Raw genomic sequence first — 19809 nt, 5'->3', positions numbered from 1 at the left:
TTTCTATCATAATTGCTTTTATTGATCCGATTTTTCTTCAGCATCGACTTTTTATAGTCTTTGTACAAATAATATTAAACAAAATAGATTAGCCAACTTGAACGAAGACACTGTATATTCACCTTTTAAGATATGTAAAAAAGCACTTAGTATGTAAACCAAGTGCCTCCAGTGTTCTGGTCGGAAATCCAATTATTCATATGCGAATAAATTAACATGCCAACTTTTTGTTGTCAAGATTATTATATTTTTATAGTTTAATATGTCGTTGTATCAGCATAAGGCGATAGAGGATTTCTATTTTCATGCAAAAGCAATAAGCAGTTTGCAGAAGGAACCTATCCCTCTAATGAAATTTTTTCTTGTGATTTATTCAACGAAACATTTGTGTCAAAAAATAAATTTAAAATCTTTTCACGTATTTTTACAAAATCACGGCTATTTCTGTCTCGCGGTCTTGATAAATAAACTGGAATCGTCTTTTGGATGCGGCCTGGTTTTTTGGACATGACAATCACCCTGTCACCTAATAACACAGCTTCATCAATATCATGAGTCACTAAAATCATAGTAACATTGGCCTGTTCTCGTATTCTTAAAATTTCATATTGCATTTGAATCCGGGTCAGTGCATCCAGCGCCCCAAAAGGTTCATCGAGCAAAATAATGCTGGGCTTTTTTACTAATGTACGCGCCAATGCAACCCGCTGAGACATACCGCCTGAAAGCTCTCCGGGCCTTGCTTTTTCGAATCCCTTTAATCCGACTAATTCAATATATTCATTCACTAGTTTTTCACGTTCAGATGCAGGCACTTTTTCAAGACCAAAGGCTATATTTTGCTTAACAGTCATCCAAGGAAACAGCCGATGATCCTGAAAAACCATGCCTATGTCGGCTCTTATACCTTTTATATTTTGATTATCAATGGCAATCGTTCCTTCAAAAGAGCTGTCAAGACCAGCAATTATTCGCAATAACGTACTTTTTCCGCATCCGCTGGATCCAACAATGGCCAAAAATTCGCCTTCTTGAACCTCTAAATTGATATCATCTAATACGTTTAACGTATTCTTTCCTTGATTAAATGATTTTGACAAATTAGTAATCTTTATTTTCGGTTTCGCTACCTGAAACTGAACGTTTTCCTTTATTGGCATGTAAGCAACCTCCTAAGATTTAATGCCTGCTTGCCAAGACAGGATGCGCTGCTGGATAAACTTAATAACAGCATCCATTGCGACTCCAATTATCCCAATCATGATCATTCCAATGATCATGGCATCGGGCTGGGAAAGCTCCCGGCCTTGTGTGATTCGGTAACCGAGTCCTGAATCGGAAGCAATCAATTCCGCAGCGACCACAGCCATCCAAGCCGCTCCTAATCCCAATCTAAGCCCAACAAATATAGAAGGCAAAGCAGCAGGAAAAATCACGTTAAATAACGTTCTTCTTTTGCTTACTCCCATCAGTTTTGACACTTCCAGAAATCCTTTAGGCACTCCTTCGATTCCTTGAATTGTATTTAACAGGATGGGGAAAAAGGCGCTTTTAAAAATAATAATGACTTTAGAAGTTTCACCGATACCAAACCAAAGAATAATGATCGGGATCCAGGCTAATGGCGGAATTACTCTGATCGCATTCAGAATTCCAGCAAAAAATTGATCGACTCTAGCAAATAAACCCATTAATACCCCGAATAGCAGACCAAAGAAAACGGCTAAGGAAAAGCCTTGCAGCATTCTTTTGACACTTGCCCATGAATCCTGCAAAAGGGTTCCATCCTCTATAAATTGAACGATTGTGTGGATAACCGTTTTCGGAGATGGAATTAGGTATGGTGCAATCAATTCACGTTCCGTCAAATAAATCCAAAGAAAAACAAGCAGGAGCGGCAAAACAACCGGCAAAATATAATACTCATACGTTTTTTTCATATCTAACCACCTCAGTTGCATAAACAGGATAGAAGGCTTTTAAGACAAAGCCTTCTACAAAAACTACTGATCTTTTAGCATCCAATCTTTTATGGCAAAATCTTTTTTAATCAATCCTTGTTTTACTAAAAACTTTTTCGTTCCTTCCAATAATTCCAACCCCTCTTTCGGGAAGTTCTCTTCTCGAATATTGTTAAGAGGGAGGCTTTCCTTCACAACATCTAAGTCCTGTTTGGTCACTTCAGCCACATATTGATAAAATTCTTCTTGATGTTCTTTTAAATCTTTTACTGCCCTTTCACGGGTATCTGTCCATACTGATAAAAACTCCGGATTCTGTTCTAAAAATTTTTCTGACGCAATGGTGACAGATGTTCCGGTTAAATGCGGTGTCGTTTTACTTGCTTGGTGAAGCAAAGGAAAACCAAGTTTTACATGTTTTGGACCCATATATGTTGGAAATGCATATGCTTGAATATCGCCGCGCTCCAAAGCAGCAGCTGCTTCTGGCGGAAGTAAATGAACAATTTTTACATCTTCAAGCAGATTATTTTCTTCCAATAGACCTGTTAAATAACGAAACATATAAGATCCATTTGATGTTGCTACTGTTTTTCCTTTTAATTCCTCCAAGGAAGATACTCCATTTTTCTTATTAGTAACTAACCAAATATCTTGAAAAATATTAGCAAATCCTATTAATCTTGTTTTTTGTCCTGAGCTTCTCGCCAATAAAGCAGGTGTATCACCTAAAATTCCTACATCAATTTCTCCTGAAGCCATTGCTTCGTTTAGGTTAGGGCCGTTAGGAAAAGAAAAATATTCAATATTTGTAATTCCAATTTTCTTTAATTCTTCCTGCAAAAATCCTTTATTAAGCGCCCACCCTTCAGCTCCTGAAGCGGCAGGTTTGTCCTTGTCTTTGTTTCCGGTTGAGTTAATATATCCGAGCCTTAATGTTTTTCCTTTCTCCTCAACCCCTGCATTAGAATGATTCTCCGTTTCCGCATTTTTGTTTGTAGAAGTATTATTGGAACTGCACGCTGTTAAAAGTGCAAAAATTGCTATAAAGAATATGAAGGATTTTTTCTTTGATGATTTTCCCATTCTAGTCACACTCCGCTAGGCAAATAAAATTTATAAGCTGGGTCTTGGGCAGCGACCGGTTTTTGTCCCTTCTGCCATCCCATGTTTGTTCGATAACTTCCTACTAAACCTGTTGTTAATAATTCCTGCTCAGAAATTTCTACGGCCTCATCAGCGTTTGGAGCTACATAAAGTGCATCAACAGGGCAATACAATTCACACATATAACACGTTTGGCAATCATCCTGCCTTGATATAACGGGTACCTCTCCCTTTCTTTTTTCAAACACGTTAGTGGGGCAAATATTGACACAAAGATTGCATTTTACACATCGTTCCTCAAGCAGAACCTGTATCAATTTTCTTCCTCCTTATACAGTCTGGAAATTATGAGTATCAGCAGTCACTTTTATTTCGTCTAAACCGCTCGTGATCAGACGATGCTGCTGGTTTTCATCAATTTTAGGAAAATCAAGCCGTTTATGCATGCCTCGAGTTTCTTTTCGCTCTAGTGCTGCTGTGTACATCCAACGGGAGGTGGCTAACATTGCGGCTGCTTCCCGAACCCTTACGATGTTTCCTTTATTTTCCTTCAGACTTGTTTTTGCTTCATGCCATATTGAATGAAGCCGCTGCAAGGAGGCGGATAACTTTTCTTCTGTTCTAAACAAATTAATATCAAAAGGCATCACTTCCGCTTGAACATGCCGAATCACCTCATTTGCATCAAGGCCATTATGACTTGTGCGCTGTTCGTTTATTCCAATGACATGTTTTCTTGACAAGGTTCTATCCAGATTATTTCGATTAAAGGAAAGGGCATACTTCGCTGCTGCTTCCCCGGACCAATAGCCAGAGGAAATGGCCCATGCCGCATTGTAGCTTCCCCCTCCTGTAAATCCGCCGCAAATCAACTCTCTAGTCGCAGCATCACCTGCGGCAAATAATCCGGGAACTGATGTTGCACAAGTTTCATCAATAATCCGGATGCCGCCGGTGCCCCTTACTGTCCCTTCTAACCGTAATGTCACTTCAAAGCGATCCTCAAAAGGATTAATGCCCATTCGATCGAATTGAAGGAAGAAATTCGGTTGGGCAATTCTCATCCACTTTTGTAGCTCAGGGTTATCCTTCGCCTTATCCAGCTGTGCAAACACTTTTTTTCCTTTCTGCAATGTTTTGGCAATGATCGAACGCCCTTTATGTGAACCCGCCCCTTCAATAATGGTTCCATCTTCATAAGTGAAAGAAGCCCATTGATAAAAAGCTGTTTTTGTAATGGAAGAAAATTTTGGAGTAATGGCATATGCATTGGAAAATTCCATGCCTGAAAACTCAGCACCAGCTTCTGAAGCCAATAAGTACCCATCACCAGTTAATACATTGCATCCTAACGCCTTGCTTAAAAAGGCGCATCCGCCTGATGCGATAACGATAGAACTGGCTTGAACAGACCAGGTTTCTCCAGTTTGTGTATTGACGCCCGCAGCTCCGGCAACTCCATTGCTGTCATACAAAAGCTCCAGCGCAGGGCTGTGATCTAAAATTTTTACCTTCGATTTCACCAATTTTCTTCTCATCAATCTCATATATTCAGGTCCTTGAAGGCTTCTCTTATGTACTACGCCATTTTCATCTACTGGAAAAGGATATCCCCACTCAGCAAGCTGATTGACACTTTCATATGTTTGTTCTAGTACCCTTTTCATCCATTTCCGTTCAGAAAGAAACCCTCCTAAGGCTTCACGGCTTCTCATCGCTTCTTCTCTTTTCTCTTTAACAGGCGGTATATACCATACTCCATTGCCTGAAGGAGCCGTCGCCCCGCTAGTGCCGCAATAACCTTTATCCACCAAGATAACCGTTGCCCCGTTCTTTTTGGCTGATAATGCAGCCCAAGCGCCGGCAGGCCCTCCGCCTATAACAAGAACATCTGCTTTAAAACTTACATCATATATTTGATTGATTAATTTTTCAGAATGATTGAATGCCATTTTATCCATCCCCTTTTCATCATTTAAAATCGTTTTTACTTTTTTAAACTGAAATTCCCATAAAAAATGAAAAGAGACTTCCATAAAATGAAGGAAGTCTCCAGTCGTCTGGTCAACTCAGACTAAATCCCGTAATTTTCACTAATTGATCCACTTTGGAGCTGCTGTTTTCTGTAAAGCCAAACCTTTCCTTGCTGATGAGCTGCCCGCTTTCATACTGTCTTATTTCAAATTAAACATATTTATTTACTTTGGTTTTAACCAAAAAGAGCCGCTGTTCTCTATGTGACAGATGAAAATCTTTCTGCATCATCCTATAAGAGACATGATGGTTATCACCAATTAAAATCAAGCATTTTCACAATCCTCTTGTTGTCACCTCAAATTGTTTAATGAACCTGTTATTTCGCAACAGCCGATTTGATATCTCCTCCGAATGGGCTAAGGAATGTCTTCTGATGAGAAGTATCCTTTTTATCAATTGGAAGTTTCGGGAATAATAATTCCGCTGTTCTATAGGCTTCTTCTAAATGCGGATAGCCTGAAAGAATAAAGGTCTCAATGCCTAAATCAGCGTATTCTTTCATACGGGCAGCAACCGTATCAGGATCTCCTACTAGCGCCGTGCCTGCACCGGTCCGTACCAATCCAACACCGGCCCAAAGATTTGGACTCACTTCTAATCTTGTACGATCACCTTCATGCAAACTCGTCATTAAGCGCTGGCCTTCAGAATCCATCCGCTTAAATACTTTCAACGCCTGCGCAATAGTTTCCTCATCCACATGTTCAATGAGCTTATTGGCAGCTTCCCATGCTTCCTCTTCTGTTGGACGGACAATGACGTGCAGCCGGATGCCGAATTTTACTGTTCTTCCTTGGGCAGCAGCGTACGCCCGCATTTTATTGATTTTTTTCTCCACTTGTGCCGGTGGTTCTCCCCATGTTAAATAGACATCGATATGCTTTGCCGCCACCTTCATCGCAGCAGGTGAAGATCCTCCAAAATATAGCGGCGGATATGGTTTTTGAACTGTCGGGTATGGCAATTGCCCACCTCGAATTCGTAAATAGTCTCCTTCTAAATCAACTTCTTCTTCTGTAAATAATTGACGCCAAATGGTTAAAAATTCATCTGTTAACTCATATCGTTCATCGTGATCTAAAAACACACCTTCTCCTGCAAGCTCGACCGGATCTCCGCCAGCCACCACATTAATTAATAACCGACCGTCAGAAAATCGATCCAATGTCGCCGACATGCGTGCTGCAAAGCTCGGTGACATTAATCCTGGCCGCACCGCTACAAGATACTTTAAATTTTTTGTTACGGGTGCAAGCGTTGAAGCGACAATAAAGCCTTCTTCACATGTTTTTCCTGTTGGAATTAACACGCCGCTATAGCCTAAATCATCGACAGCCTGTGCAATTTGTCTGCAATAGTTATAGGTTGCAGGACGTGAACCTTCTTGATGATTTAATTGACGAAAGTCGCCATTTGTGGGAATAAACCAAAAGATTTCCATTTATAATTCCTCCTTGAATTTGGACGATTAAATATGTCTTGAGGTGCTTAAAATAAAAAAGGAGACTCCCTTAAAAATGAAAGGAAGTCTCCAGTGGTCTGGTGGACTAATGATTGTCATCACTTCATCAGCTTGCTATTGGACTTTATCATGTATCCATGCAAGATATGCTCAGATTTCCAATCAGTGATTATTTTGCTTCTTGTGCTGGTATGCTCTAAGGTTAAAGAATCGCCCAATTGATAAACAAATAAATCCAGATAGCTTTGCAAATTCGCTGTTCGACATGAATGAGATATTCCATTTCAAAGGGAACGGAACGTCTGAATGTATTTCCGAAAATTACGCAACCGAAACATAGTATTCCTAGTTGATTACTAGATATTATATAGCTTGGATTTTTGTTTTGTCAATAACCAATACGTGTTTTTTTAATGTTGCACAAGCAAAACGCAACAAGCCGAATAATCAATACGTGTTTTTTAAGGGAGAAAATGCACTTCTCCAAAAATACTTGGCGAATCGTATTAAAGTTTGTTTTGCCGGAAGCAATGTATGAGACTCAAAGAGTTAAACACTTATGACTCTTTCTCAATTGTTCAACTTGATCCTTTCATCGCTTCAGGAGATTCTCCTGTGTTTCTATTGCTCTTCCTTGAGCTAATGGGAAATAGAGCTACTGCCGTATCACCGATTTTTTAGATTCAAGTGTTAATGATGTTTTATCGAATGAAACAAAATTTCCTTTATGATTCACCGTTTCATTACAACGAGGAGAGCGTATTTTTCAAATCAAAATATCGTTCCGTGATAGAAGGAAGGACTAAAATGGAAGATGCAGTTTTTTCAATTTCGATCCAATTCGAACCTGTTACAATAATGTCATTATTTATTTGCACCTATCCAAACGGATAGTTTGCTTGTAATGTTATGAAAAATTTATAGAGAAAAGTACAACCGAAACCAAACAACAAAATTCCAGCAATAATCGAAACAGTCATTATTGCTTTTTTATTCATTGCTTTTCGTGTAACCGAAATGATAGTAAGAAGTATAATGTCATGTACCAATATTCCTGATAAGATTCCTGATGCAGTAATAAAAAAATCAGCTGTATTCGCTTGAGAAAATGAATCTGTCAGCACTACACCAAAAATTGATATCCAAAAAATTAAATTACTTGGCGAGATTGCAACAAGTATACCATTTCGATATGTTTTTCCAATCGATTTATAAGTTGGTTCGCCAATCATTGTCATATCGTGATTTGCATTTTTTATCGAATCATAGGCTAAATAAAATAAAAAAACAGCGCCCAGCAGCCATAATGGAATTTGTATTAAAGGGGCCGATAATAGGGGAGCCAACCCTAAATAAATGGCAATAATTAAAAGAAAATCAACTGTCATCCCGCCTAATCCCACCGCCCAACCATGTAAAAAACCATGTTTAATCCCTTGTTTAGTCATTTCAATTGTGATGGTTCCTATCGGTAAAGCAATCGTTAACCCCATTAAAAAGTATTTCAAATATATTTCCATTTATATAGCCTCCTAACTTATTTTGAAAATAATTTTTTTGTTTATAAGGAACAATTTTTAAAAAATAAATATGTCAGGCAGGACAAATGGAAAAGTTAACCTTTTTATTGTAATGATACTGACTCGGTAACGTCAATAATTTTGTATAATGCAAGATAAATAAAGTACCTCTGATGGAATTTTAGAATAGAGGGCTGTTTTCTTCACACAATGCGGCTAAATTTTAAGTCTCCTGTATGGCCTTTTTGCAATAATGGTTCATTGCAACATTTACCAAACATTTGCTGAAAGACTTCCTTTGCTTCGGTACTCCTCTCTACTCTTGCTCTGCCCATTTCTCATGAAAGTCTTATATCATCAAATATACAACTTTTCCCCACGATTTCTAAACTGCTCAAATGCCCATCGATTTCAACTATTTCCGAATTTCTTTCGATCGCATTGGTCGTATAATGCACATTCCGACCCCTGCTTGAAAAGTCCATAATATTCAAGTCGTTCCACGATTGCACCTTTCTCGGGAACTTACTTGACCAGTTGGTTCAAAGAAAAATGAAAGAAATAGCAGTTCCTAAAACGCAGGAAGAATGATGTGGTTTTTTTACATTCGACTCAAAATCGAAGTAAAAAAATGTCAAGACACATCAAGGGTGATCTGCAGATGATCCTTGCAGGGGGGCGAGTTTGGAATTGTGGCAATAGTTCACAGCATCCTGAAAATAGTGGATCCGCATCTTCAACTCAGACAAGAATCGAAAAATTACAAAAGCCAGCGGAGAAAAACAACTATTTTTCTCTACTGGCTTCATTTTAGAATTTATCGGACCGTTCCTGTACTTCTCATTTGCATAATAAGGCCTATTGAAGAATTGCGTTTTTGCTTTTATTACTAGTTGAAAAGGTAATAAAAATCCAAATTATATTTGACATAATATATAAAACGGAAAGACATAATAAAGCATATAAAATCATACTAGTTGTAGAAGTAAATATAAATAAAATAGTACAGTAGCGTTGCATAAAAAAATTTAATGTTTGTCAAGCTCAATAAAAATTCCAGTTATTTCATGTAACTGAATATTCAGACATACAATCTTTCTAAGCAAGCTTAAAAGGACAATGACGTCTTAATCGGCAGTCCATTTCCACAATTTGGTAATATATTACAGAAACATTGGATCATAAACTAAATCGTCTAGGTGTTCCACCTCCCCTTCTTCAAATTGGTACACGATGGTTTCAAAATCTTTTTCCCAATGGTATTTTTTCCGACCGTTGGACGTTCGAATTGGCTTTTTAAAAAGGGAGCGAACAAAACAGTCAAAACCTTTAAAAAGCAGATTCTGTAAAGTTCGCTTGATCTCTAATAAAGGACCATCGTGATTCACTTTTAATTGGAGCATGGCCTGTAAGCAATAGGTGATTAGGGCGATCCAAATTTGATTGTAAACGGCATTTTGACTTTTTCCATAAAATCTTTTTATCTTAAGGTGCTGTTTCATCCATTTAAAGAAGGTCTCTATCTTCCAGCGATATCGGTATAAATCTGCAATCTCTTCCGCAGAAAGATCAAAGCAATTGGTTATGATGATCACGGGATTCCCTTCGCTGTCGACCGTTTCGATCAATCGGAGAGGATGAGTCATTTTGGTATGATTACGGTCATTTCCTAAAATGACAATCTGATCCCTATAAATCAAACGTTCTGGATTGGGAATCCGTTCCGATAAAACTTCAATCTCTGCGTTCTTTTTAAGCCGGGTAATGAATCGCACCCCTTCTCGGCATAAGCGGTCGAACTGTTTGTAATCGACATACCCTCGATCAAACAAGTAAATCGCATTTGGATCGATTTCAATGAGTTCGTCCATCTGTGTGCGATCGGCATGTTTCGCGGGTAAGATAATCCCTTGATCCGGAACAGTGATATCCTTCGTTACAACAACCTTTAAATGGAGTCGAACACCAGCCTTTGTCTTACGAAAAGTTGCCCATGGATATTGGCTCAAACTCATGCTCATCGTGGTAGAATCAATGACCAGAAGACGACCAATGTTTCGGATGATCGGGGCATTTTTCATTTGCCCTTGGATCTTTAAGACCAGATATTTAAATACTTTTTCAAACAGTTGAGGGGATAATTGGCCTAATTTGCGAGAAAGTTGCGAAGTACTAATTGCATCAAATTCCAGATATGTCTGCAACTCTTCCTTGTCTTTCAAATGTTTGGCCAATTTTGTTAAGCTTTCCAATTCGTTTAACTGAGCGATGATACAAAGTTGTAAAAACTTATACGCCGTTAATTTTTTAATGTATTTGTCAACGTCAATCACATTAATTAGTTTTGAAAAAGTTATTGGATCGATCTCTTTAAATAGTTCATTTATTGTGGATTCTGTGGTATTCTTATCCATAATGGTTTCTCCTTATTCTTAGGATTTGGATAGGACTGCCAATCCTAATTATAAGGAGTTTTTTTATATCCAAAAAGATGAAATTTAACATAAAATTGGGCTTGACAAATTAAAATTAACTTAATGCAATGCTACTGAAAATAGTAGTAAATATAACAGCCATCCCTATTAGAAGACCTAAGCCACAGAGTGCAGCCATTACATACTTAAATGCATCAACCCCTAAACTGTAAATAATTAAAGGGATTGCATAAGATATAAGAATGAGAATGATAGACATCCACATACCGATGTCTCCAAATTGATTGACATTAGGTCCTGAATTAGATATTGGAGAAAGTGAAGCCAATACAATGATTGAACAAAGAATGGTTGCTGAAATTGCGCTTACAATGATAATTTTAAGTTTTTTATTCTTATTATCCAAAATGAACATTCCTTTCTTAGTTTTATGTAGTCATTTTCCCTTAGCTAATTGATAAAATGCTAAATATTAAAAAACAAAATGTTTAATGCCCCTTGTTCTAGTTGAACAATAGAGAGCTCAACTATAAATTGTCGTCAGCACCTATGTCTTTGTAAAAATCCATTGTATCCTCGAAGAAGAAGCATATCGTTTCGTAATTTTTATAAGGCAGTATATCTTCGATGTTTTACTGATAATGTTTATTCAAAACTTTCCTAAATTTTTATCATTTTTATTTGCATTTCATGCTTTGCTATGATTATCTCATTAAAATAAAACACAGTCATTTAGAGTTATTTCCATTTTACTCCATGACATATGTTTTTTAAACAAAAGTTTAGATACTAATAAAATTCATGTTAATGTTGTTATTTATGTTCTTAATGAAAATTAAGTTTGTTTATAAATATCAAACAAATATTGAACCGTAAATAAAAAAGAATCCATTTGGAAAAAAGCTTGATCAAATGGATTCTTCCATCAAACATAAAATTGTTTTTTTAAAAAGAATAATCATTCTTCTGACCGTTAATACGCTTTTTTATTAGTTTTCATCAAAAAAATCACCAAAATCCATGCCAGCTAAATCAAAATTCTCTTCGTCCAAACCTATGGCCTCTGCCGCATCTTCTAACATTTCATCTACACCGATGTTATCCATTAGTTCATTTAGTACCATACCACCTAAAACACCCATCGCCAATCCTCCAACCATGCTTCCAATGCCGCTTGCCATACTGCCTTTATGATGAGGCTGATAGGTAGGATAGGTAAAAGGTTGTTTATACAATTCCGGTTGCTGGACTGCTTCTGCAATATATTTTTCGAACGAGGACACCAGCTTGTCTTCGTTCTCTACTATTTCTTTAGTCAAAACAAATTCTCGTTTCGCTTCGATTTTTCCATAGCCAGATCGACATTCCACTTCCATCCAAACTTTGACTCCTTCTTCTACATAAGCAAAACGAATTTCTAATTCATGAACTTTGTCTGCGAATAACTGTGTCGGAAAAAATTCAAATTCTTGGCCATATTGATCAAGCTTTCCTGAAGTAGATTTTTCTCGGAAGCCTAAACGGGAAAGAGCATGAAAAATGGATTGGATCTCTTTCGATGCTCCAATGGTGATATAATCAATATCTGTCCGATCTACGCCTCCCTCAATATCAAGATGGGTATCAAAATAATAAGATACAGGGCCTCTAGATAAAGGCAAGGCTTGCGGAATTCGATAATTAAATGGGATGCGTTTTTCTTCTTTTTTTGAAATTACAAATGATCCGTTTAAAGGAATCCTCTCAACCTCCCGTGAAACAGACTGGCCATTCTTTGCTCTAACAGTCATCATGAATTGAACTGCCAACTGGTTGATCTGTTGATCTACTTCGCCTCCCTTAATGACAACTTCTCCTTGTACTACTTCACCAATCTGATAAGGACGATTTTCGAATTGTAAATCTACTGTCGCTGCTCCCTTACCGAATTTCGCTAAAAATTTTTTAAGCATTTTTGAAATTCTCCCTCCATTTATTTAAAAATTTTTCTTTCTAAGGAGCGACATCCCATTCCACTTATTTTAAATTTTAATGATACTGATTCGCTTGAGATATGCGACCATTAGAAGGAGTGAACTCAATTTAGAGAGCTTCGTTTAAATGAGTTTGGCGGATGACAGATTTTTATTTTCGCCGCAACTATAAGCACGTTTTGGGGATTACAGTATTCCCCTGTGGGTTGAAATATCGAAACCTTTTGGCAGACTTTTTTGTATTCTGCTAGCGGGGGGATCTTGTCGCCAAGTCTTATTATGATTAATCTTCTACTAGAACTGGCGAGCCTTTATCAATTTTAGTAATCTCAATCGTTTTAATATGGTTCCCGGCCATTTCCACTACGTGAAAGGTGTACGGTCCAAATTCAATACTTTCCCCTTGTTTAATATCATAACGCTCAGTTAACATCCATCCGCCAAGTGTATCTACATCCGTTTCTTCAATTTTCAACCCTAACCAATCATTTATCTCGCTAATTAAGATGCGGCCATCAACTAAGGCTCGATCATGATTTATTTGTTGGATGATGGGTTTTTTATCTTCATCAAATTCATCTTGAATCTCACCGACAATTTCTTCAAGAATATCTTCAACTGTGACCAAACCGGATGTACCGCCATATTCATCATATAAAATCGCCATGTGTATTCGTTCTTTTTGCATTTTCAGCAACAGATCATGGATTGGAATGGATTCAATGACTTGAATAATTGGACGGACAAAATCATCTATGGATTTTTCGGTATTTAAGCTATCGTAAGAGGAGATTTCTGTAAATACCTCTTTGATGTTGATAAGGCCAATAACATGATCTTTATCTCCGTCAATTACCGGATATCTTGTAAATTTTTCTTTTTTGATGATTTCCAAGTTTTCTTTAATGGTTTTATTTTTATCAAGTGCAACAATTTCTGTTCGGGGAACCATGATTTCTTTTGCGATCCGGTCATCAAACGTGAAGATGTTATTCACATATTTGTATTCCGTTTGGTTAATCTCGCCGCTTTTGTAGCTTTCAGATAAAATAAGCCGCAGCTCTTCCTCTGAGTGTGCAAGCTCATGTTCGGAAGCTGGTTTTAAGCCAAATAAACGGATAATGCCCCTTGCAGAACCGTTTAATGCCCAAATAAATGGATACATGATTTTATAAAACAAAACTAAGGGTCTTGCTGTTAATAATGTAATAGCTTCTGCCTTTTGAATGGCTACCGTTTTCGGAGCCAATTCTCCAATAACGACATGTAAAAATGTAATCGCAGCGAAAGCAATTCCAAATGACAGTATATTAGACACATATGGGGAAAAATCCATTTTTTCAAAAACGGGGTGAAGAAGATGCTCAACAGTCGGTTCTCCTAGCCAGCCTAAACCTAATGCTGTTATGGTGATTCCAAGCTGGCACGCTGATAAATATTCGTCCAAATTGGAAATGATTTTTTTAGCTACAACAGCATTTTTATTTCCTTCCGAGATAAGCTGATCAATTCTTGAAGATCGGACTTTTACAATGGCGAATTCAGAAGCGACGAAAAATGCTGTGAAACCAATTAATACAGCAACCATAAATAAATTAAATATTTCCAAACTACGGCCGTTCCCCTAGAAAAAGGAACGACTTACACCTCCTAATAACGAAATGTCAACAGTAATTATGCTTTTTTCACTATTCCCTTGTATAGATCTCTCTTTATCATCCTAAAAACATGATTAATGATTGTAATAATGCCATCGTCTGTGGAGACAATTGATTCGAAATCTTTTTCTTACATTCATCATCCAATTTGCCTAAAAGATCATGAATTTCTTTAATTTCATCCTCCAATAATTTCATATGTTCAGCAATTGTTTTGGCTTGTTTAAGAATAAGCTCTTCCTCGGCTGCTGTTTTTTTTCTATGCAACTCTAGCCTCTCTTTTATCATGTCTAATGAATAATTCAGTTTTTTGTAATGGTCAATTAATTTTAAATCCTCAAGAGCAGATGAATCATAATATCGATAATTCGATTTGGACCGTTCTGCTTTAAGCAAGCCTAGTTTTGTATAATAATCGATTGTTCTTTTAGAAACATTTGCTATACTTGCTAGTTCACCAATTTTATAGACGACCCCATCCATCTATACCCCCTTTTTACCCTTCTAATAAGATCATATTATAATCAAACTGTACAGTCAAACGTTATACTTTGATCTTCACAAAATTGTAAATTTTTATACAATTATTCTTCTGATCAGACTTACATTACACAAAATTCTTGAAGGTACCATCCATTGTTCTCAATAGTGAAAGAAATATCTAATCTTTAGTTTTCTCTTTTATTGCTTAGAAGAATTAAATAGTCCTGTACTGGATTTTTGGTCAAACCAAAACAGAAGTAAAAGAAAATGCTGACTTAGCAATAAGATCTTCCATAAATGAAATAGAACAAGATGCGAAAAACAAGATTAAAAATTTAATTGATCCTATATTTTTGGATTATATCCTTTACCTCACCATAAAATTGTTTTTTAATCCCCAGACTCCCTTAATACTTTCCACTCTTTGATTACTTCTCCCACCTCATTTATTTCATTTAGCATTTGCTTAACCCTACGTAAGCGGAAATCTTGGGCAGACTCAACGACTTCCTCAATAAATGCCTTTGTTTTTGGCATTTTGTCCAACTTTTTTTCTAATAATGATCTCTCTCCAATCAAATATCCCACCTTTCCAGAGGATGAGACAACCTTGCAGGTCCTGTCTGAACCGGATCGGCCAGCAACGTCGACTTCCTACATATAGCTTTATCGTACCGGTCGCGGGGATACACCTATCGTCTTATACGATTACCAGCAAACCCGTTCAGGCAAGCACCCACGCATTTTTTTTGACGGCTTCCGGGGATATTTGCATGTGGACGGGTATGCGGGTTATAACGTCCTCCCCGATGTAAAATTGGTCGGGTGCTGGGCCCATGCCCGCCGCAAATTCACAGAAGCCCTGCAGGTACTGCCTGAATCGGCGAGCACTTCCACCGTCAAAGCAAAGGAAGGTCTGGCCTATTGCAATAAACTTTTTGAAATTGAGCGCAAGCTTAAAAGATGCAAGTCCAGAGGAGCGCTATCAAGCACGGCTGGAGCACTGCAAACTCGTGCTTGAGGCTTTTTTGTCATGGCTTAAAGAGCAAATGCCGCGCGTACTGCCAAAAAGCGCACTTGGCAAAGCGATCAAGTATTGTCGTACCCAATGAGAGCGGTTGGAGACATTTTTAGAGGACGGCCATTTGGAGATCGATAATAATCGCGGGGAACGGTCAATTAAACCTTTTGTGATCGGTCGCAAAAACTGGCTCTTCAGTAATACGTCAAAAGGAGCAAGGTCCAGTACGATCATCTATATAGTGTTGTGGAGACAGCCAAGGAAAATTGGAGCGAGTTGGATTCATTCAACTACCTTGCTACCTGTTTCAAGAGCTTACCAATATAGATACGACAGATAAAACAAAATTAGCTAAATTCCTGCCATGGTCACCGACGCTTCCGCAGGAATGCCGTGTTCCTAAAAAATCTAAATAAAGCATACATGAAATCCCCATCGAAATACAGGTGGGAATTACTTTACGCATGAATTGGTAAGCGGGAAATTAAAACGAAACATACTAAATCGAGTAGGAGGGGGTGACTAACCCCCGACCTCTCACACCACCGTACGTACCGTTCGGTATACGGCGGTTCAATTAAGTATGACGTAGTGCTTGATATCTTTCGAATAGACTTCTTAACCCTCGACGCTTCCAATAGGAGTTGTCGAGGGTTTTGTGTAGAATGGGACTGCAGGCAATCCGCCAATATTTCTTGCGTGTATTGCCCCATTCGAATGCTTTATGGCTTGGAACTTCTAATCCTCTGAGTTTCCGAATTCTTGTTTTCGGGGTTTTCCATTCTTTCCACAAACACATCCGAAGCCTTCGTCTAATCCATTCATCAAATTCTTTGAACTTACTTGGTGTTTCTGCCAAGGCAAAATATCCGCACCATCCCATTAAATACTTATTCAGTTTCTCAATCCTTTTCTCCATTGGATACGGTTTCGACCTTGATGTAATTTCACGAATCTTGTTCTTCAAACGTTTCACACTTTCGTTCGCAATCCGTACCTTTGGAGTCTTATTGAGTGTGAAGCTGAAACCGAGAAACTTCCGTTTCCAAGGACGGTCTACCGCCGATTTCTCTTTATTTACCTTGAGCTTTAACTCCTTCTCTATAAAGTTCGTAATGGAGTTCATGACACGAATTCCTGCTTTCTTTGTTTTCACATAGATGTTACAGTCATCCGCATACCGAACAAACTTATGTCCACGTTTCTCAAGCTCTTTATCCAATTCATGAAGCATGATGTTTGATAAAAGTGGACTAAGCGGGCCGCCTTGAGGCGTTCCCATGTCCGTTTCCATTACCACTCCATTGATCATCACGCCTGATTGAAGATACCGGCGAATTACCTTCAGTAGAATTCGATCTTTGATCGTTTTCGCCAAGATCCCCATCAGTTTGTCGTGATTCACCTTGTCAAAGAATTTCTCTAGGTCTATATCGACTACCCAACGATATCCTTCTTTGATATAACCCTTTGCTTCCCTAACCGCATCATGTCCCCTTCTACCTGGTCGGAAACCATAGCTATGGTTCGAGAAGGTCGGATCAAAGATTTTCGTCAACACTTGGGCAATCGCTTGTTGGATGAAACGATCCGTCACGGTAGGGATCCCTAGAAGTCTTACTCCACCGTTCGGTTTCGGGATTTCGACTCGACGGACGGGTAAGGGCTTGTAGGTTCCTTCTCTCAACGACTGTCGAATGGAGTCCCAATTTTCGTAGAGGTGTCTTCGTAGGTCTTTTACGGACATGCCATCTACTCCGTGACCTCCTTTATTCTGTTCGACTCGTTTCAGTGCCGCCAGGAGATTTTCCCGTGACAAAATCATTTCCATCAACATTGATATCCTCTCCACGTGAACGAATTCTTCTATTTGTGCCATCTTCTGCTCCACCCTCTTGAAGTCCCCCGTGGGATTCACCACTTCCTCCTTCAAGTAAGTCCTATCGGATTGTCTGCTTCCACACAGAAGGTGAACGCCTAGCGATTCGTTCTCCTTAATTGTTCAGTCCTTCCTCTTTCGTCTCGAGCTCGAAAAGAGTACTATGACTTCTGCTGACTTCTGACTGTTCAGTTATCTATCACTAGATAGGTTACCAAGGTTACTTGGCGTGCCAGCCAGACCTCCCCGGGTAAGTACATGCACTTTCACACCATCTATCCGCCTCATTTACTCGATATGACCTTCGACAGAAAGAGCTTTGTTTTGTTTCGCAAACTCACTCAATCATACCTAGCCTTATATGAGGTTCGTGTTCCTCGGACCGGTGTTTTGCCTCCAGCTTCCTTCAGATTCCGCGTCACCACGGACACCCTTGCTCTTGGCTAACCTCTACTTCTGTCTTCGGGGTTCGGGACTTACACCCTATAGTTCATGTACATGCCGGGCGCACGATTAGTAGCACAGACCACGGCCATGGTCTGTGCTACTTTTTTTTATAGTAGAAGTGGAGAATAGGCCGTGACAGCCCCAGAACCTTGAGTTCGTAATGAAAAAACTGGCCTACTTCACTGCCCTTATAAGAATCAGTTTCAGTATGTTGGATCCTTGAGATCGTGTATAAGAAAAGGGAATCGATAAGGTGAAGTGAAGACTTCTACATACTTTAGCTATTTTGAGAAAACGTGAGGAACTGATTCAGCAGATGGTTGTTCTTTCAGAAGAACGAAATGAATATCAAATCTTAATCAGTATTCCTGGTATAGGGAAAAATACAGCCGTTCGTTTAATTGGAGAAATAGGCGACATGACACGCTTCGAAAATCATAAGCAACTCAATGCCCATGCAGGAATTGATATAAGGCGTTTTCAATCAGGCACATTGTTTTACAAAGATAAAATCAATAAGCGTGGCAACAGTCATCTGCGCAAAATCCTTTATTTTACGATTCAAAATATGATCCGCCAACGACGCTTTGGACACAATCATTTTGTAGAATACTACGACAAATTAAAAACGCAACCCTATAACAAATGTCATAAAGTTGCGTCCATCGCATGTGTGAATAAGTTATTGAAGTGCCTCTTCCACCTTATTACACACAATTTAACGTACAATTACGAAATCGCTTCAGTATCTTCGTAATTGTGTAGGAAAAGTATAACATAATGGGCCTAGCGAAAAAAAGCAAAAATCGCTAGGTCTATTTGGTATGCGAAAATCTTTTTTTGGCGGAGGGGGTACCCCTTCCACCAAAAAAAGATTCATTATCTCAAATAACTATTGATAAACCTCTTGACTAATCGTAAGAAGGGGGTGTCTAATAAGTCGATTTTCCGGCTTATAGACGCCCCTTTAATGTTTTAGAAACGCTGATATATCAATACTTATGATGTTTCTTTCAGTGGATTTTGACATTCTGGACAGCCCCTTAATCATTGAGAAAATTTTGATTTTGATATTAAAACCTTTGCCTTTTTAAAGTATGCACAAATTTATACCGATCCGCCCGGTATGCTGATTTTACAAATTCGAATGGCGTCCCGTCATGAAGATAAGAGGTTCGTAATATTAACAATATCGGCGATCCTTTTTCGATTTGCAAATGCTTTATCTCTGACTCCTTGGCAATTGATGCTTCAATTTGCTGGAATGCCTCGCTGATCACCAGGTTTAATTTTTCTTCGATATAACTGTAAAGGGATTGATGGATAATTTCTTCCGTAAGCCCTTTTACTAGATTGGCCGGAACATAAGTAGTTTCTAAGGCCATCGGAACGTCATCCGCAAGACGGACCCGTTTGATTTCATATACGGGAGCGTTTTTCTTTAGCTTTAAATGGCTGGCTGTTTCCAAGCCGGCCGGAATCACTTCAAAGGATAATAACTTGCTGCTTGGTTTCATTCCACGTTCGAGCATATCTTCTGTAAAACTGGTCAGACCATGGAGCCGCTGTTCCACCTTTTGTTTGCTAACGAATGTTCCACGGCCTTTTTGTCTGTACAAATACCCTTCGTTTACAAGATTGTTGATGGCCTGGCGGACTGTCATCCGGCTGATTTGATAGCGCTCCGCGTATTCCCGTTCTGAAGGAATTGCTTGATCCGGCTGCAGTTCACCATTTTCAATCTGTTTTTTTATAAATTCTTCCAGCTGATAATATATCGGAATTGGTGATGATTTATCAATCATTGAAAACTCTCCTTGTTGTGA

15 protein-coding genes and 2 pseudogenes are annotated in these 19809 nt (G+C 38.5%); 2 read left to right on the top strand and 15 right to left on the bottom strand.

Annotation, left to right across the window (positions count from 1 at the left end; all coding sequences use genetic code 11):
• Positions 1-338: 338 nt before the first annotated feature.
• The 13 genes from NSU02_RS01330 to NSU02_RS01270 all read right to left on the bottom strand — a co-directional run bounded on the left by NSU02_RS01330 (position 339) and on the right by NSU02_RS01270 (position 15215).
• A complete protein-coding gene (locus tag NSU02_RS01330; RefSeq protein WP_327847839.1) occupies positions 339-1160 on the bottom strand; it encodes an ABC transporter ATP-binding protein in 822 nt (273 codons plus the stop codon).
• 12 nt (positions 1161-1172) lie between these two features.
• Positions 1173-1940 carry an ABC transporter permease gene (locus tag NSU02_RS01325; protein ID WP_339193893.1) on the bottom strand — a complete coding sequence of 256 codons (768 nt, stop codon included), beginning with the start codon at positions 1938-1940 and terminating at the stop codon, positions 1173-1175.
• A 63-nt stretch (positions 1941-2003) separates the two neighbouring features.
• Complete coding sequence (locus NSU02_RS01320) at positions 2004-3047, bottom strand: ABC transporter substrate-binding protein (protein ID WP_339193891.1); 1044 nt, start codon at positions 3045-3047, stop codon at positions 2004-2006.
• Between the two features lie 5 nt (positions 3048-3052).
• Positions 3053-3385: a 4Fe-4S binding protein gene (locus tag NSU02_RS01315; protein WP_063386477.1), complete on the bottom strand. Its 333-nt coding sequence runs from the start codon at positions 3383-3385 to the stop codon at positions 3053-3055.
• 12 nt (positions 3386-3397) lie between these two features.
• Complete coding sequence (locus NSU02_RS01310; RefSeq protein ID WP_339195628.1) at positions 3398-5020, bottom strand: FAD-binding protein; 1623 nt, start codon at positions 5018-5020, stop codon at positions 3398-3400.
• A 401-nt stretch (positions 5021-5421) separates the two neighbouring features.
• A complete protein-coding gene (ssuD, locus tag NSU02_RS01305; protein WP_063386476.1) occupies positions 5422-6546 on the bottom strand; it encodes an FMNH2-dependent alkanesulfonate monooxygenase in 1125 nt (374 codons plus the stop codon).
• 899 nt (positions 6547-7445) lie between these two features.
• Positions 7446-8087 carry a LysE family transporter gene (locus NSU02_RS01300; protein WP_339193888.1) on the bottom strand — a complete coding sequence of 214 codons (642 nt, stop codon included), beginning with the start codon at positions 8085-8087 and terminating at the stop codon, positions 7446-7448.
• Positions 8088-9250: 1163 nt separating this feature from the next.
• Entirely contained in the window at positions 9251-10501 is a 1251-nt protein-coding gene (locus NSU02_RS01295) for an IS4 family transposase (protein ID WP_339192832.1), read from the bottom strand.
• A gap of 115 nt (positions 10502-10616) precedes the next feature.
• Positions 10617-10928: a DUF5391 family protein gene (locus tag NSU02_RS01290; protein WP_339193885.1), complete on the bottom strand. Its 312-nt coding sequence runs from the start codon at positions 10926-10928 to the stop codon at positions 10617-10619.
• A 583-nt stretch (positions 10929-11511) separates the two neighbouring features.
• Positions 11512-12474 (bottom strand): sporulation protein, encoded by a 963-nt coding sequence (locus NSU02_RS01285; protein ID WP_339193883.1) that lies wholly within the window; start codon positions 12472-12474, stop codon positions 11512-11514.
• Between the two features lie 304 nt (positions 12475-12778).
• Positions 12779-14104 carry a hemolysin family protein gene (locus NSU02_RS01280; protein WP_339193881.1) on the bottom strand — a complete coding sequence of 442 codons (1326 nt, stop codon included), beginning with the start codon at positions 14102-14104 and terminating at the stop codon, positions 12779-12781.
• Positions 14105-14210: 106 nt separating this feature from the next.
• Entirely contained in the window at positions 14211-14636 is a 426-nt protein-coding gene (locus NSU02_RS01275) for a MerR family transcriptional regulator (protein WP_063386472.1), read from the bottom strand.
• Between the two features lie 390 nt (positions 14637-15026).
• On the bottom strand, positions 15027-15215 hold the full coding sequence (locus NSU02_RS01270; RefSeq protein WP_327847851.1) for a hypothetical protein: 189 nt from the start codon (positions 15213-15215) through the stop codon (positions 15027-15029).
• A 19-nt stretch (positions 15216-15234) separates the two neighbouring features.
• Between NSU02_RS01270 and NSU02_RS01265 the strand changes: the two are divergent.
• Positions 15235-16073 (top strand): annotated as a pseudogene (locus tag NSU02_RS01265) (IS66 family transposase); the annotation flags it as partial.
• Between the two features lie 161 nt (positions 16074-16234).
• Here the strand turns inward: NSU02_RS01265 and ltrA are convergent.
• Positions 16235-17494: a group II intron reverse transcriptase/maturase gene (gene ltrA / locus NSU02_RS01260; protein ID WP_094245397.1), complete on the bottom strand. Its 1260-nt coding sequence runs from the start codon at positions 17492-17494 to the stop codon at positions 16235-16237.
• Positions 17495-18266: 772 nt separating this feature from the next.
• On the opposite strand from ltrA, the pseudogene NSU02_RS01255 reads away from it, so the two are divergent.
• A pseudogene (locus tag NSU02_RS01255) lies at positions 18267-18740 on the top strand (transposase); the annotation flags it as partial.
• A gap of 316 nt (positions 18741-19056) precedes the next feature.
• Here the strand turns inward: NSU02_RS01255 and NSU02_RS01250 are convergent.
• The gene (locus NSU02_RS01250; protein ID WP_311066757.1) at positions 19057-19788 is read right to left on the bottom strand and encodes a GntR family transcriptional regulator; all 732 of its coding nucleotides are present in this window, start codon (positions 19786-19788) and stop codon (positions 19057-19059) included.
• Positions 19789-19809: the final 21 nt, after the last annotated feature.

It is taken from the genome of Aeribacillus sp. FSL W8-0870 (assembly GCF_037963755.1).
Lineage (GTDB): Bacteria > Bacillota > Bacilli > Bacillales > Aeribacillaceae > Aeribacillus > Aeribacillus composti.
This window is presented reverse-complemented; position numbering and strand designations above follow the sequence as displayed.

What these genes read in the sequence shown, in the direction of transcription:
- NSU02_RS01320 (WP_339193891.1), bottom strand. Translation starts at nt 3,047, where the DNA reads ATGGGAAAATCATCAAAGAAAAAATCCTTCATATTCTTTATAGCAATT.
- NSU02_RS01325 (WP_339193893.1), bottom strand. Translation starts at nt 1,940, where the DNA reads ATGAAAAAAACGTATGAGTATTATATTTTGCCGGTTGTTTTGCCGCTC.
- ltrA (WP_094245397.1), bottom strand. Translation starts at nt 17,494, where the DNA reads ATGTTGATGGAAATGATTTTGTCACGGGAAAATCTCCTGGCGGCACTG.
- ssuD (WP_063386476.1), bottom strand. Translation starts at nt 6,546, where the DNA reads ATGGAAATCTTTTGGTTTATTCCCACAAATGGCGACTTTCGTCAATTA.
- NSU02_RS01310 (WP_339195628.1), bottom strand. Translation starts at nt 5,020, where the DNA reads ATGGCATTCAATCATTCTGAAAAATTAATCAATCAAATATATGATGTA.
- NSU02_RS01275 (WP_063386472.1), bottom strand. Translation starts at nt 14,636, where the DNA reads ATGGATGGGGTCGTCTATAAAATTGGTGAACTAGCAAGTATAGCAAAT.
- NSU02_RS01285 (WP_339193883.1), bottom strand. Translation starts at nt 12,474, where the DNA reads ATGCTTAAAAAATTTTTAGCGAAATTCGGTAAGGGAGCAGCGACAGTA.
- NSU02_RS01295 (WP_339192832.1), bottom strand. Translation starts at nt 10,501, where the DNA reads ATGGATAAGAATACCACAGAATCCACAATAAATGAACTATTTAAAGAG.
- NSU02_RS01250 (WP_311066757.1), bottom strand. Translation starts at nt 19,788, where the DNA reads ATGATTGATAAATCATCACCAATTCCGATATATTATCAGCTGGAAGAA.
- NSU02_RS01300 (WP_339193888.1), bottom strand. Translation starts at nt 8,087, where the DNA reads ATGGAAATATATTTGAAATACTTTTTAATGGGGTTAACGATTGCTTTA.
- NSU02_RS01330 (WP_327847839.1), bottom strand. Translation starts at nt 1,160, where the DNA reads ATGCCAATAAAGGAAAACGTTCAGTTTCAGGTAGCGAAACCGAAAATA.